The sequence below is a fragment of the Paenibacillus sp. J31R98 genome (genome assembly GCF_056269245.1).
Map to the genome: position 1 here is coordinate 505,026 of NZ_JBWDNO010000002.1, position 14,592 is coordinate 519,617.

At 53.0% G+C, this 14,592-nt stretch carries 13 protein-coding genes; 1 reads left to right on the forward strand and 12 read right to left on the reverse strand.

The annotated features are described in order from the left end of the window. Positions 1-111 precede the first annotated feature (111 nt). The 12 genes from ftsY to AC0YNX_RS10845 all read right to left on the reverse strand — a co-directional run bounded on the left by ftsY (position 112) and on the right by AC0YNX_RS10845 (position 13,137). The gene (gene ftsY, locus AC0YNX_RS10790; protein WP_475815684.1) at positions 112-1,110 is read right to left on the reverse strand and encodes a signal recognition particle-docking protein FtsY; all 999 of its coding nucleotides are present in this window, start codon (positions 1,108-1,110) and stop codon (positions 112-114) included. 106 nt (positions 1,111-1,216) lie between these two features. Next, the gene (gene smc / locus AC0YNX_RS10795) at positions 1,217-4,792 is read right to left on the reverse strand and encodes a chromosome segregation protein SMC (protein WP_475815685.1); all 3,576 of its coding nucleotides are present in this window, start codon (positions 4,790-4,792) and stop codon (positions 1,217-1,219) included. 140 nt (positions 4,793-4,932) lie between these two features. Further along, positions 4,933-5,625, reverse strand: coding sequence for a ribonuclease III (gene rnc / locus AC0YNX_RS10800; protein WP_475815686.1), 693 nt, complete (start codon positions 5,623-5,625; stop codon positions 4,933-4,935). Beyond that, positions 5,615-6,856: a beta-ketoacyl-ACP synthase II gene (fabF, locus tag AC0YNX_RS10805; protein ID WP_475815687.1), complete on the reverse strand. Its 1,242-nt coding sequence runs from the start codon at positions 6,854-6,856 to the stop codon at positions 5,615-5,617. Before fabF ends, rnc begins: the two co-directional genes overlap by 11 nt. Before the next feature lie 137 nt (positions 6,857-6,993). After that, the gene (gene acpP / locus AC0YNX_RS10810; protein ID WP_090574087.1) at positions 6,994-7,230 is read right to left on the reverse strand and encodes an acyl carrier protein; all 237 of its coding nucleotides are present in this window, start codon (positions 7,228-7,230) and stop codon (positions 6,994-6,996) included. 83 nt (positions 7,231-7,313) lie between these two features. Then, a complete protein-coding gene (gene fabG, locus AC0YNX_RS10815) occupies positions 7,314-8,066 on the reverse strand; it encodes a 3-oxoacyl-[acyl-carrier-protein] reductase (protein ID WP_475815688.1) in 753 nt (250 codons plus the stop codon). Between the two features lie 510 nt (positions 8,067-8,576). Then, positions 8,577-9,503: an ACP S-malonyltransferase gene (gene fabD, locus AC0YNX_RS10820; RefSeq protein WP_475815689.1), complete on the reverse strand. Its 927-nt coding sequence runs from the start codon at positions 9,501-9,503 to the stop codon at positions 8,577-8,579. A 54-nt stretch (positions 9,504-9,557) separates the two neighbouring features. Then, complete coding sequence (locus tag AC0YNX_RS10825; RefSeq protein WP_475815690.1) at positions 9,558-10,544, reverse strand: beta-ketoacyl-ACP synthase III; 987 nt, start codon at positions 10,542-10,544, stop codon at positions 9,558-9,560. Positions 10,545-10,552: 8 nt separating this feature from the next. Then, a complete protein-coding gene (plsX, locus tag AC0YNX_RS10830) occupies positions 10,553-11,542 on the reverse strand; it encodes a phosphate acyltransferase PlsX (RefSeq protein WP_475815691.1) in 990 nt (329 codons plus the stop codon). Next, positions 11,526-12,143, reverse strand: a complete 618-nt coding sequence (gene fapR, locus AC0YNX_RS10835; RefSeq protein ID WP_475815692.1) for a transcription factor FapR — start codon at positions 12,141-12,143, stop codon at positions 11,526-11,528. The genes plsX and fapR overlap by 17 nt, the downstream gene beginning before the upstream one ends. 226 nt (positions 12,144-12,369) lie before the next feature. Next, positions 12,370-12,543, reverse strand: a complete 174-nt coding sequence (rpmF, locus tag AC0YNX_RS10840) for a 50S ribosomal protein L32 (protein ID WP_090574082.1) — start codon at positions 12,541-12,543, stop codon at positions 12,370-12,372. 84 nt (positions 12,544-12,627) lie between these two features. Beyond that, positions 12,628-13,137, reverse strand: coding sequence for a YceD family protein (locus AC0YNX_RS10845; protein ID WP_475815693.1), 510 nt, complete (start codon positions 13,135-13,137; stop codon positions 12,628-12,630). Between the two features lie 161 nt (positions 13,138-13,298). Here AC0YNX_RS10845 and AC0YNX_RS10850 point away from each other — a divergent pair, with 161 nt between their 5' ends. Further along, on the forward strand, positions 13,299-14,546 hold the full coding sequence (locus AC0YNX_RS10850) for a nucleotidyltransferase (protein WP_475815694.1): 1,248 nt from the start codon (positions 13,299-13,301) through the stop codon (positions 14,544-14,546). The last annotated feature ends 46 nt before the right edge of the window (positions 14,547-14,592 follow it).

The window sequence follows — 14,592 nt, forward strand, 5'->3', positions numbered from 1 at the left end:
CCTTTGCGTCAAGGCAATTACCTTTACACCAATTCCACGACGCCTATCATAGCGCATCTGAATATACGCTGTCAAGTAAAAAAGCTTGACGCCTTCGTCAGACCATCATGATTACGCTTGTTCCGTCTCTTCTTCTACACTTTGCAGCAGTCCACCGAACAGTGCGTGAACGAATTGCTCGGAATCAAATTCCTGCAGATCGTCCATTTTCTCTCCAAGGCCGACCAGCTTCACCGGTAGATCAAGTTCGTTGCGGATTGCGATGACGATACCGCCTTTTGCCGTACCATCGAGCTTCGTCAGTACGAGACCAGTTACGCCGCTCTTCTCGCCAAACAGCTTCGCTTGGCTAAGGGCATTCTGGCCCGTGGCTGCGTCCAGAACGAGCAATACTTCATGCGGTGCGCTTGGCACTTCACGCTGAATGACGCGGAAGATCTTGTTCAGCTCTTCCATCAAGTTATGCTTATTCTGCAAGCGGCCAGCCGTATCGCAGAGCAGTACATCAACGCCGCGCTGCTTCGCCGCATGAACCGCATCGTACATAACTGCCGCAGGGTCAGCGCCTGATTCCTGCTTGATCACGTCAACGCCAACACGCTTGCCCCATACCTCCAGCTGCTCAATCGCGCCTGCGCGGAATGTATCGCCTGCTGCAAGCAGAACGCTCTTGCCCTCGCTCTTGAACTTATGCGCAAGCTTGCCGATTGTCGTTGTCTTGCCGACTCCGTTAACGCCTACGAACAGAATGACTGTCATGCCTTGATCTGCCATGTGAAGCGCTGTTGAAGCATTGCCTTTAAGCAGATCAACAAGCTTCTCCGATAAGATCGGCTGCAACTCAGCGGCATTCTCGATTTTACGTTTCTTCACTTCTGCGCGTAAATCATCAATAAGTTCCATTACCGTGTTTACGCCGACATCCGCGCCAATTAGAATTTCTTCCAGCTCTTCATAGAACATCTCGTCAATCTTCTTGCGACGGGAGATCAAATCTTCGATCTTGCCCACGAACGCTGTCCGCGTCTTCGTTAGGCCTTCCTTGAACTTCGATGTGACCGCCTCGGTCTTCTGTGCAATGCTTTCCTTTAGCCGTTTAAAAAAACTCATTCGATGTCCTCCATCCCTTTACTTGCAAAAGCCGGGCTTCGGCGCATACAAGCTGCGGCCTAAGCTCCGGCTCTACAATACATACGTTCTTTGCTACATGCAGCAATTATGCAGATACCGCTTCTTCGTCCTCCAACCGGACTGAAACGAGCTTCGAAACGCCGCCTTCCTCCATCGTGACCCCATAGAGAACATCCGCTTCTTCCATCGTTCCTTTACGGTGTGTTACGACGATAAACTGCGTAAGTTCCGAGAATTCGCGCAAGTACTGCGCGAAACGCGCAACGTTCGCTTCATCAAGCGCGGCTTCAACTTCGTCGAGTACGCAGAATGGCACTGGTTTGACTTGCAGAATCGCAAATAGCAGCGCGATAGCAGTCAGTGCACGCTCGCCGCCGGAGAGGAGCTGCAGGTTCTGCAGCTTCTTGCCTGGAGGCTGGGCAACGATATCAATACCGCTATCGAGTACCCGATCCGGGTCGACCATGATAAGGTCAGCGCGCCCGCCGCCGAACAGCTTCGCGAATACGACAACGAAGTGGCCGCGAATCGCCTCGAACGTAGTGCGGAATCGCTTGCTCATCTCTTCGTCCATCTCGCGAATAACTTGATACAGCGTCGTCTTCGCTTCGATCAAGTCGTTCTTCTGATCGTTCAGGAACGTGTACCGCTCCTTCACGCGTTCGTACTCGTCAATCGCGCCGAGGTTGACTTCCCCTAGGATCGAAATACGACGCTTCAGATCACGGACTTCATTCTGAGCAGCCAACACATCTTCCGGAACCGGATAACGTTCCTTTGCCAGTTCGTAGCTGAGCTCATATTCCTCGCTAAGCTTGCGAAGCAAATTATCGAGCTCGACATCGAGACGATTGACCGCAATCTCGATCTGCCTGAGCTGATCTTCGATGCTGCGCAGCTGCATGCGCTGCTCCTTCGTCTCGCTCTCGCCCTGCTCAAGCTCGCGTGTAAGCTCTGCACGCTCAGCGCGTCTCAGATCTGTCTGCTCCGAGCAGGTATCCTTCTTCAGCTTCAAAGCGTTCAGCTGTTCAACCTGCTTCACGCTCTCTGCCGCATGCTGGGACGTCTCTTCCTCTTGACGTGCAAGCAAGTCGCGCAAGCCGGATAGTTCCTGCTTCGCTCGGCCAACATCCGAACGGATACGGGATGCCTGGTCCTCGAAGGACATTTTCTCCTGGTCCGTCTTGGCTAGAGCGATCTTCAGATCCGTCAACTGATCCTGCAGCTGTTCTTTGGCCGATTCTCCAGCTTTACGGCGCTCTTCAGCCACGCGAATCTCTTCTTGAAGTCGCGCTTCTTCCTTCGTCAGCACCACAAGGCGTTCTTCCGCTTCCTTCGCGGATTGGCTGAGTTGCTGCTGCTCCGACTTATGTCCGGCACTGTCCGCTTGGAACAGCTGCGCCTGATCATCCAGATGGCGCTGCTCATTATCAAGCTGCTGGAGCTCCGCACGCACGTGCTGCTCCTCGATTCGCACCTTCTCGCCTTGCGCGCGGAATTCATCGACGTTCTGATTCCGAATCGACTGCTCCTTGCGGAGGTCGCTGATCTTATCGCGAAGCTTCGTTATCTGCTCCCCTGTCGCTTTAATCTCTTCATCCAGTTGCTCGATCTGACGCGTACGTCCTAGCAAGTTGGCGCCTTTCTTTTGGATGCTACCACCCGTCATCGAACCGCCTGCATTCACGACATCGCCTTCGAGCGTAACGACACGGAACCGGTATTGGATTCTTGCTGCAATCCGGTTCGCATGTTCAAGCGTCTCGGAGATGAGCACGTTCCCGAGCAAATTCTCCGCAATCTGCGCATACTTGGCATCACATGAGACGAGCTCGGCTGCAATGCCGACGAACCCTTCCATGCCGGCAATTGTTCTGCGATCATGCTCCGGAATGCTCCGCCCGCGAATAACATCAAGCGGCAGGAACGTAGCTCGTCCAAGCTGACGGGACTTCAAGAACGCAATCGCCGCACGAGCGGACCGCTCATCGTTCATGACAACATGTTGTAGAGCGCCGCCAAGCGCTGTCTCAATTGCAACCTCAACCTTCTCCGGCACGCGGACCAGCTCCGCGACCGCACCGTGCACGCCTTCTACGCCACCAGATGTACGGCGGGACGATTTCAATATCTCACGGACGCCTTGCATGAAGCCGTCGAGGTCGTCTTGCATTTCTTTCATCGTATCCCGGCGGGAAGTGAGCGCTTCGAGCTTCTGCTCCCACTTGCGGATCGCGCCGCCAGCTTCCTCTAGCAGCTTCTGGCCGTTCTGCAGCTGCTCGGCTTCCGTAATATACTTGTTACGGAACTTGTTAATGTCAGCGAGCGTCGCTTCCAGCTTCTGCGTCAGCTCGGCACGTCTAGCCTTGAGCTTATCGTGCTGCTCCTGCCACTTCGTATGCTCATCGCCTAGCCGTTCCATCCGGCGCTGCAGCGCTTCTTCCTGCTGATTCGCATAACGAATTTCATTGCGAAGCTGAGCCATCGTGCTAAGCACATCAAGTAGCTCGCCCTTGAGCGATTCTTCTGCATCACCAGAGGTTGATGCAGCTGTACCTAGAAGCTGCGCTTCCTCCTGCGTCAGCTTATCCCGCAACGTGTTCAGATCGCTGTCCAGCGCAGCCGCCTTGCCGCGGAACTCCGCTTCTTCCTTCGTCAGCGCCTGAATCCGTTCGTTCTGTGCAGCCAGCGTCGCTTCGAGCTGCGCACGATTCTGCTCCAAGTTGCGCTTGCGCTCCTTGAGTACCTCGCCGTAGCCTTCGCATTTCTCATACTCTTCGCTATATTGCAGCATCGACTCGTGAAGACGGTCAAGCGTCTCTTCCAGCTCACGCAGCTTCAAGCGGTCCTTCTCGAGCACCGCGTCATGCTTGCTTACGACTGTGGAGAGCGCAAGCTGCTCTTCTTGCAGCTTTGCCATCTTCGCGTTCGATTCATTCCAGGATTTGTGTACGGTTTCTATGTTATGTACGTACATCGAAATTTCGGCGTGCTTGAGCTGATCACGCAGTTGCTTATACTGAATCGCTTTCTCCGATTGCACACGAAGCGGTTCAACCTGATCTTCGAGCTCCGTCACCAAATCGTGGATACGCAGCAGGTTCGTCTCGGTCTCATCCAGCTTCTTCTGTGCCTCGCGTTTACGCGACTTGTACTTCACAATGCCCGATGCTTCCTCGAAGATCCCGCGCCGATCCTCCGAACGCGTACTGAGAATCTCTTCGATCCGGCCTTGTCCGATAATGGAATACGCTTCCTTACCGATCCCCGTATCCATAAACAGTTCTGTTATATCTTTCAGTCGGCATGACTGCTTATTAATCAAATATTCGCTGTCTCCGCTTCGATGTACACGACGAGTGACCGTGACCTCGTTAAAATCAAGCGGCAACGCATTGTCGGAGTTATCCAGCGTGAGTGATACTTCGCCGAAGTTTACCGCTTTACGCGCATCGCTGCCCGCAAAAATTATATCTTCCATCTTGCCGCCGCGAAGACTCTTCGCGCTTTGTTCACCCAATACCCAGCGGATGCTATCGCTAATATTGCTCTTCCCGCTGCCGTTCGGACCAACAACAGCCGTAATACCGCGGACGAATTCCAGCTCCGTCTTATCGGCAAACGACTTAAACCCGGCTAATTCTATCCTTTTCAGGAACATCGCTTACCTTCACCTCAACGACTATTGTACCATACTTGCCGGAAAAGGACATGCGGAGCAACCTTTTCCAATTGCGAAAAAAAGCCCTTAAATGCAAAAAATCCGGTTACCAGAGGCACCAGAATTTTGGCTTAACCTTATTACTGAGCAAGCTTCCTCCAAGCTTCCGCTGCAGCCTGCTGCTCAGCCTCTTTCTTCGTCCTGCCGGCTCCTGAGCCGTAAGACGTCTCCCCGATGTACACTTCTACAACGAACTCACGGTCATGTGCCGGACCTCGTTCTTCCATGATCCGATATTCGATCGGGCCCATACTCGCATGCTGCGCTTTCTCTTGCAGCGTCGATTTGAAGTCCTTGACGAGCAAGCCGCCATCGCTGTCGATATGCGGGAACATATGGGTCGCAAGAAAAGCTCTGACGATCTCAAGTCCTTGATCCAAGTAAATCGCGCCGACGAACGCTTCGAACAAGTCAGCGAGCAATGCCTGCCGCTGCCTTCCTCCTAGCTGCTCCTCGCCGCGCCCAAGCAGGACATGCGATCCCAAATCCAGCATCTCTGCGAAACGTGCAAGTGAGGGCTCGCATACGATTGAAGCTCTCATTCGGGTTAACTGGCCTTCGGGCCTCTCTGGGAACGACCGGTATAGAAACTCCGATACGGTGAGCTGCAGAATCGCATCCCCCAGAAATTCAAGCCTCTCGTTATGCTCCATCGCGCTTTGCCGATGCTCATTCACATAAGAGGTATGGGTGAACGCCTGCTTCAGCAGGCGCACCGTACGAAATCGGAGCTGCAGACGCTGCTGCAGCTCTTCAAACTTATCATGCTTCATATTTTTTCATCACGATCGTAGCGTTATGACCGCCAAAACCGAACGAATTGGACAACGCGTATTTCACGTCTGCTTCTCTCGGTATATGAGGGACATAATCGAGATCGCATTCAGGATCTGGATTATCAAGGTTAATCGTCGGCGCAATGATGCCATTCTGAAGCGTAAGGCCAAGGATTACTGCCTCTACGCCGCCTGCAGCGCCAAGCAAGTGGCCTGTCATCGACTTCGTCGAACTGACTGCCAGCTTGTATGCGTGCTCTCCGAACGTCTTCTTGATTGCAGTCGTCTCAGACAAGTCACCAACTGGTGTTGATGTGCCGTGAGCATTGATATAGTCGATCTGAGTCGGCTCAACGCCACCATCACGGAGTGCCTTAACCATGCAACGCGCTGCGCCATCTGGGTCAGGCTCTGTCATGTGATGCGCATCGCCGCTCATGCCATAGCCGATGATCTCCGCATAGATATGAGCACCGCGTTGCTGCGCATGCTCAAGCGATTCCAGAATAAGTACACCGGAACCTTCGCCCATTACGAAACCATCGCGATCGATGTCGAATGGACGAGAAGCCTTAGCTGGCTCATCATTGCGTGTTGACATTGCGCGCATCGAACAGAAGCCTGCCATCCCCGTAGGACGGATTGTCGCTTCAGCACCGCCGCAGATCATAATGTCAGCATCGCCGCGCTGAATCATCTTGAACGAGTCGCCGATGGAGTGAGTACCCGTTGCACAAGCAGTTACCGCCGTGCTATTCGGGCCTTTCGCGCCTGTCGCCATCGACACTTGACCCGAAGCCATGTTCGCGATCATCATCGGGATGAAGAACGGGCTGACACGTTTAGGACCTTTCTCTAGCAAAATATTATGCTGGTCTTCCCACGTGCCCAGACCGCCGATACCTGAGCCGATCATAACGCCAATGCGCTCAGCATCGACATTGTTGCCGATATCAAGCGAAGCGTCCTTCACAGCCAGTTGGCTGGCTACAACAGCGAATTGAACGAAACGGTCCATGCGGCGCGCTTCTTTCTTGTCGATATTGTAATCCTCCGGATTGAAGTTCTTGATTTCAGCAGCAATTCGTGTCGGGTATTCGGAGAAGTCAAACGCATCAATAACGGAAACGCCGGACTTGCCCTCCATCAAATTGCCCCAAAACGTATTTAAATCGGAACCGAGCGAAGTCATAACTCCCATGCCCGTAACGACTACTCTCTGTTTCATTACGATTCACCTCTGATTGGAAACCCTATTGGTTAACGATATCTATAAAAACGCTAATGCGCTTACAGCTTTCATAATGGCTGATGCCTCGAATATGGAGAGAAGTCCCGCTTTGACGGGCGGGACTTATCAGTTCTTTACTTAGCTAGAGAAGATATGTAATTAACAACTTCCCCTACACTCGTAATTTTCTCTGCATCTTCATCAGAGATTTCCATATCGAACTCATCTTCCAGTTCCATGACGAGTTCTACGACATCAAGAGAGTCTGCTCCAAGATCTTCTTTAAACGAAGCCTCGAGAGACACTTCCGATTCATCTACGCCAAGGCGGTCGACAACGATGCGCTTTACACGATCATATACATCGGACATCCGGTTCACCTCCTCCATGGTATTATACGAGAATTGATTGCAAAATGCCATACTCCGCACTGCAATGCTATTTGGCTCGTTTTCTACATGTACATGCCGCCGTCTACGTGGATCGTTTGGCCTGTCATGTAAGCTGCTGAGCCGGATGCCAGGAACCGGACAGCTGCTGCAATATCTTCAGGATTGCCAAGCCTTGCGAGCGGAATATCCGCTGCAAGCTTCTCGCGCGTCTCCTGCGGCAGCTTGTCGGTCATATCCGTCTGAATGAAACCAGGCGCTACGCAGTTCACTGTAATCCCGCGGGAAGCCAGCTCGCGCGCTGAAGCCTTCGTCAGGCCGATAACGCCTGCCTTCGCTGCCACGTAGTTAGCCTGCCCCGGATTGCCGAGAACGCCGACAACGGAGGAAATATTAATGATGCGGCCTGAGCGCTGCTTCATCATTTGGCGAGTTACCGCTTTGATACCATTGAATACGCCTTTGAGATTCGTCTCAATGACTTGATCAAACTCTTCTTCTTTCATGCGCATGATTAGATTGTCACGCGTGATGCCCGCATTATTCACGAGAATGTCAATGGAGCCGAATGTCTCGACAACCTGCTTGACCATGCCGTCGAACTCATCAGTTTTACCGACGTTTGCTTTGAGCACGAGCGTGCGGCGGCCGAGTGCTTCGATAGCTTGAGCGGTCTCAGCTGCTGCTGCTTCGCTGCCGGAGTAGTTGATGGCAACGTCTGCGCCTGCTTCAGCGAGAGCGATGGCGATCGAGCGGCCTATGCCGCGGGATGCTCCCGTGACAAGGGCAACTTTACCAGAAAGATCAGCAAAATTCATATAAAAGCAGCCTCCTTTTTCTAAAGTACCCCCTAAATCCCCCTAACTAGGGGGACCCCAAGGTTCATTACCCTTCATTTGTCCCCCTCATAACTGGGGCCCCACCCGTAAAGCTCTAACGTCTGTGCTACAGAGAAGCGCTCGCGATTGTGGCTTTGGTGCTAGGCCTCACTTTCGTCCCTCGCGGGACACGCTTAACGTTTGGCGTTGTTTAGCTACCTGTTGTCCCTTACGGGACACATCGTAACGTAGCGCTTTACAGAGACGCGTGGTGAGATGGTGCGTGCTGATGCTCGCTTTCGTCCCTCACGGGACACGCTTTACGGTAGAACGGGTGGTCAGCCTGCGCCTTCGGCTGGCTTCTTGGCCGGCGGAATACCCCGCCAGCGTTAGTGTCGCCGCCTGCGCCGGCTTGTGCCTTGCGGCACCTAAAACATTGCGCTCCTGCGGCACAAAAACCAAGACCATGCTCCTGCGGCGCTAAAAGCTAAAAACCTAAAACACAAAAGCCTAAAGAGCTACTGCCTTCAGCGCTTCCAAGCTGTTGATCGAGATGATATTAACCGACTTGTCGATCTTCTTAATCAAGCCCGCTAACACAGTGCCTGATCCGATCTCTACAAACGTGTCTACGCCTTGCTCGATCAGATACTTAACGCTGTCTTCCCATTGAACTGGGGAATACACTTGCTCTGCGAGCAAGTTGCGGATTTCCTCTGCTGCTGTTACAGGCTTCGCCGTTACGTTCGCGATCACTGGGACCGCCGCGTTGTTCACTTGAACCGAAGCGAGAACCTCTGCGAGTTTCTCTGCTGCCGGTTTCATAAGAGAGGAGTGGAAGGGTCCACTCACTTCCAATGGAATAACGCGTTTCGCGCCGGCTTCTTTGCCGCGTTCGACTACGCCTTGAACACCTGCTGCTGTGCCGGATACTACGATCTGGCCCGGGCAGTTTACGTTTGCAAGCTCGACTGAGCCTACATCGGCAGAGACACTTGCGCAAAGAGCTGCGAGTGCTTCGCGCTCTGCGCCGAGAACAGCTGCCATTGCGCCTTGGCCGCTTGGCACCGCTTGCTCCATGAATTCGCCGCGAGCACGAACGGTGCGCACTGCGTCTTCAAAGGATAACGAGCCAGCTGCTACTAGAGCGCTGTATTCGCCAAGGCTATGGCCTGCGACGAAGTCCGGCTTGAGGCCGCGGTCCTTCAAAGCTTCCAGAAGAGCGATGCTTACAGTCAGCAACGCCGGCTGCGTGTTGGCCGTCTGCTTCAGCTTCTCTTCAGGACCGTTAAAGATAATATCGCTAAGCGCAAAGCCGAGTGCTTTGTCCGCCGCGTCAATGATCGCGCGCGAAGCATCTACAGCTTCATAAACATCTTTACCCATGCCAACGGCTTGTGCCCCTTGGCCTGGAAATACAAAAGCGATTTTGCTCAAACCATTGCACCTCCGAACGGACTAATATCGAACCCTATATAATGAAAGAATAAATTACCAAATGAGTACGGATGCGCCCCAAGTCAATCCGCCGCCGAAGCCGACCATAACCAGCTTATCGCCTTCCTTGACGCGGTTCTGCTCAACAGCTTCTGCCAATGCAATCGGAATGGATGCTGCCGACACATTGCCGTATTTATCAAGGTTAATCATACATTTGTCAGGTGACAGATCAAGTCGGTTGATTGCCGAATTGATGATACGAATATTCGCTTGGTGCGGAATCAGCAGATCGATCTCGCCTTTATCCATACCCGCCTTGCGAAGCGCTTCTTCAGCGGCATTGCCCATGATGCGAACCGCGAATTTGTACACTTCGTTGCCTGCCATATAGATGAAGTGATGTTTGTTCTCGATGCTCTCCGGCGAAGAAGGCATTCGCGAACCGCCTGCGCACACTTTCAATAGCTCGCCGCCTGCGCCGTCAGCGCCAAGCTCGAACGATTGGAAACCGCGGCCTTCCGGAACTTGACCAAGCACTACTGCGCCTGCGCCATCGCCGAACAGGATGCATGTGTTGCGATCCGTGTAATCTGTGATGCGGGACAAGGTCTCCGCGCCGACTACGAGCACATGCTTATACATGCCAGTTGCAATCATGTTCGAAGCTGTTGCCAGACCGTAGATGAAGCCCGAACATGCTGCGGACAAGTCGAACGCTGCCGACTTCTTCGCACCAAGCTTCTCCTGCAGCAAGCAAGCCGTCGACGGGAAGAACATATCCGGTGTAATCGTAGCTACAATGATCAGATCAAGATCCTCTGCGGTAATGCCAGCTGCTTTCAAAGCCGCTTGCGATGCATGCAGAGCAAGATCCGACGTCGCTTGCTCGGGAGCTGCAATCCGGCGCTCGCGCATGCCGGTCCGCGTCACGATCCACTCGTCGTTCGTCTCGACCATCTGTTCCAATTCCTGATTCGTCAAAATCCGCTCTGGCACATACTTGCCCGTGCCGAGAATGCCTACGGGATGTAGTTGCATAGTCCCACTCACTTCCTGCTAATTTCCGCTGCGATTGACGAAATTAAGTTGCTTTCGATTGCTAATTTCGCTTGCCGTACAGCATTTTTGACTGCTTTCACATCTGAAGAGCCGTGACATTTGACAACGAGGCCGTTAACGCCAAGCAGCGGCGCTCCGCCATGCTCTGTATAATCCATTTTGCCCCGAAGCTGCTTCATTTTCGGCAAGACGATTGCCGCCGCAAGCTTCGTCAGCAAGCTGCTCGTGAATACGCCGCGGATCGCCTTGAATAACGTCCCCGCCGTACCTTCCATCGCTTTCAGCATAATATTGCCGGCAAAACCGTCACAGATAAGGACGTCGCAATTGCGGAGCAGCACATCGCGCGCTTCCACATTGCCAATGAAATTAATCGGCGCCGATTCCAGCAGCTCGTAAGCCGCCTTCGTCAGCTCATTCCCTTTCATCGCCTCAGTACCGACATTAAGCAGTCCAACTCGGGGCTTCTCCATCCCGTTCATTTTGCTGCGATAGATACTTCCCATGATGGCGTACTGAAGCAAATGCTCCGGCTTCGCATCCATATTCGCACCAAGGTCCAGCGCGAGGCAACCTACATCATCCATCGTCGGCAGCATGGTCACAAGAGCTGGACGCTCCATGCCTTCCATACGTCCAACGACGAGCAGTCCTGTCGTCATGAGCGCGCCAGTATTGCCTGCAGAGAGCATCGCTTCCGCATGGCCTTCCCGCACGAGCTGTCCTGCCATAACCATGGAGGAATTTTTCTTCCGGCGAACAGCTTTTACCGGCTCATCTTCAGGCCCGATGACGTCATCCGCATGAACAATCTCAATATTGGAAGGCTTCTTCGCGCCAATATGCTTCTCAATCTGCGCCGTATCCCCGACAAGAATAATTCGGAGCTCCGGCCACTCCAGTGCTGCTTCGACTGCGCCTTGCACGATTAGTGAAGGGGCATGGTCGCCTCCCATCGCGTCAATTGCGATCCGCACCTTCCATTCCTCCCTCGATGACCGGCTCGCCTGCGGAACGGAAGATGACGAAATGGCCTTGAAACACCATCTCATCGCCTACGTAAGAGCAAACTTCAACCTTCGCCTTGCTGCGGCCGCCGGAGCCAGAACGCACGTATGCTTTCGCAATGCATTTCTCTCCAAGCTTAACGGAGCGAACGAACCTGATGTCTGCAGTTGCCGTGAGAGCAATCTCATCGTTAATTACTGCAACCGCGAGTGAGTTCGCTTGAGCAAAGACATGATGTCCGCGGGCAATGCCGGTTCTTGAAAATACATGTTCTTCTTTAATTTCAAATAGCGAGATGCCGCTGGAATCCAGCTGCAAATCCACAATATCCCCGATTATCTCGTGAAGCGGCAATGATCGGACAGGATCATACGAACGTTCCGCCATTAACTTCATTCGTTCCCGCAGCTCGGGAATGCCGAGCTCTAGCCGATCAAGCCGCACCGTTTGAATACTAACCTTCAGTTGACGCGTCAGCTCCTGATCCGTAATGAACGGATTGTCCTCAATCAAACTTATCAGCAGCTGGTGTCTTTGTTTCTTCGGAAGACGTTCGATGGTCCGCACCACCTTTGCCTAATGATCTAAGTATGTACCTCTGCTTATCTTCATACACCGTTACAATCAGCTATTATAACCAGGTACTAATAGTATATAGAAGAAAACGTCATCGCGCAATATTCAGTCGCCTAATTACGAATAAGGATGCTGGCTGGCGGCTGATTTTTATCAGTTGAAAGTAAGAATAAAAAAATAGCACTTCACCCTAGGATGAAGTACTATTATCAACTTAAAACTATTGCTTGATGATCTCTCTTGCTTTGTATGTTCCGCAAACTTTACACACACGGTGAGACAATTTCAACTCTCCGCATTGCTCACATTTCACCATACCTGGCACCGCCAGTTTGAAATGCGTGCGACGTTTGTCACGACGTGTTTTGGACGTTCTACGTTGTGGTACTGCCATGTTTCCCACCTCCTTAACAGAATTCGGCACAGATGCATGATTGTAATGCATCCTCGAGTATTAAGCAAGGATATCCTCCAGAGCTTAATCCCCTTTGTTAAAAAAATCTTTCAAGGCGGCGAGTCTTGGATCAATAGGATCTGTTTCACAACCGCAACTTTGCTCATTCAAGTTCTTGCCACAGGAGTGGCAAAGACCTTTGCAATCTTCTTTACAAAGCGGCACAAAAGGCAGCGCGAGCATAAGCATTTCTTCAAGAAATGGATCCAGCTCGAGCTTGTCTTCCTCCACTGGAATGATAGCTTCTTCTTCATCGCCAATTAGCTTCGACTCTGGCTTGAAACGCTCATGAAAAGGAACGACAACATGCGAGTGTGTCGACTCCAAACACCGTGAGCACGCAAGCTCAGCATCGGCGGACAGCTCACCCTCCACATGGGCAACACCGTCTTCACCCCATGTGGTCATGTTGACTGCCATCGGGCTCGTACTGATGATGTCTTTACGAACTTGCTTCAGCCATTCAGTGTCTAAGCTTTCTTGATAAGAAAGTTTCAGTCCCTTGGCTGCTAATTCTCGAACATTAATCTCCATACTATCACTCCAAACAAACAAAGTTTATTATATCGACTATTGAATCGTTTTGTCAACATTTTCACGGCATGATATTATAACAAAAGCAAAAACGATCAACACTTCAAAGAGAAAGAGCAAACCATTTTGTGCTTACATATCCTACTTTTGGAGGAAACACGATGCGGACAGTCGGGCTTATTGTCGAGTATAACCCATTTCATAACGGTCATCACTATCATTTGCAGCAATCGCTCAAAATAACGGACAGCGATGCGGTCATCGCCGTGATGAGCGGCCACTTCCTGCAGCGCGGGGAGCCGGCGTTGCTGAATAAATGGACGCGCGCCGAGATGGCGCTGCGCGGCGGCTGCGACGTTGTCATTGAGCTGCCCGTCGCCTATTCGACGCAGGCGGCGGAATGGTTCGGCTACGGCGCCGTGGCGCTGCTGGAAGCGACAGGCGTCGTGGACGCGCTCTGCTTCGGCAGCGAGGCCGGCGATATCTGGCCGCTGCGCCGGGTTGCCCAGCAGCTCGCGCATGAGCCCGCGGCATTTGAGGGGCTCATGGCGGATTGCCTCAGCGGCGGCGCGAGCTATCCGGCTGCATATAGCGAAGCCGTCCGCCGCTTCATGCTGGACGCGGGCGATGAGGAAGCCGCCGCGTTCCCGCTTGCACAGCCCAACAATACGCTTGGACTGCATTATTTGCTCGCGCTGGAGCGGCTAGGCAGCGCGATTGAGCCGTTCACGGTGCGCCGCGAGAAAGCCGGCTACTCGCAGACGAGCATCACCGATGCGCAGATCGCGAGTGCAACCGCGATTCGCGGCCTTGTCTTGGGCGATGCGGGAACCCCCGCAGACGCTGCGCCATATGTGCCCGCCTCAACGCTAGAGCTGCTGCTGCGCGACAATGCGCTCGGACGCGCCCAGAACAGCTGGGCACAGTATGAGTCGGCATTGTTCCATAAGCTCGTGAGCGAGCCTGCAGAAGCGCTTGAGCGGTATCATGAGATAAGCGAAGGGCTTGAATACCGGATCAAGCGGATGCTGCCCGAGCTAGAGGCACTTCGTTTCGAGTCGTTGCTGGACAAGCTGAAGACGAAGCGCTATACGCGCACGAAGCTGCAGCGCGCCTTGCTAGCCGTACTCCTTGGACACTCGAAGGAATTATTGTCTCGCGACAGGCTTCGCGACGGTGTTCAATACATACGCGTGCTCGGCTTTACGAAACGAGGTCAAGAGCTGCTGGGGCGAATGCGCAAGACTGCGAAGCTGCCGATCTTGACCAGCGCCGCACGAACACAGAAGGAAGATCCCTACTTGACGCTCGATGTCCAAGCGACTTCCATCTATGCCCTAGGATGGCCCGATGCATCGCCTCGCGATCTGTTCCGCGACTACTATGAGAAGCCCATAACGATTGGCTAGCTTAGCTGAATAGTTAGTTAGCGCTCAGCTTGGTCTAACTGGATGT

Coding starts and splice junctions, on each gene's coding strand:
- rnc (WP_475815686.1), bottom strand. CDS start 5,625: ATGAAGCATGATAAGTTTGAAGAGCTGCAGCAGCGTCTGCAGCTCCGA.
- AC0YNX_RS10845 (WP_475815693.1), bottom strand. CDS start 13,137: ATGGAGATTAATGTTCGAGAATTAGCAGCCAAGGGACTGAAACTTTCT.
- smc (WP_475815685.1), bottom strand. CDS start 4,792: ATGTTCCTGAAAAGGATAGAATTAGCCGGGTTTAAGTCGTTTGCCGAT.
- rpmF (WP_090574082.1), bottom strand. CDS start 12,543: ATGGCAGTACCACAACGTAGAACGTCCAAAACACGTCGTGACAAACGT.
- AC0YNX_RS10850 (WP_475815694.1), top strand. CDS start 13,299: ATGCGGACAGTCGGGCTTATTGTCGAGTATAACCCATTTCATAACGGT.
- AC0YNX_RS10825 (WP_475815690.1), bottom strand. CDS start 10,544: ATGCAACTACATCCCGTAGGCATTCTCGGCACGGGCAAGTATGTGCCA.
- fabG (WP_475815688.1), bottom strand. CDS start 8,066: ATGAATTTTGCTGATCTTTCTGGTAAAGTTGCCCTTGTCACGGGAGCA.
- acpP (WP_090574087.1), bottom strand. CDS start 7,230: ATGTCCGATGTATATGATCGTGTAAAGCGCATCGTTGTCGACCGCCTT.
- fabF (WP_475815687.1), bottom strand. CDS start 6,856: ATGAAACAGAGAGTAGTCGTTACGGGCATGGGAGTTATGACTTCGCTC.
- ftsY (WP_475815684.1), bottom strand. CDS start 1,110: ATGAGTTTTTTTAAACGGCTAAAGGAAAGCATTGCACAGAAGACCGAG.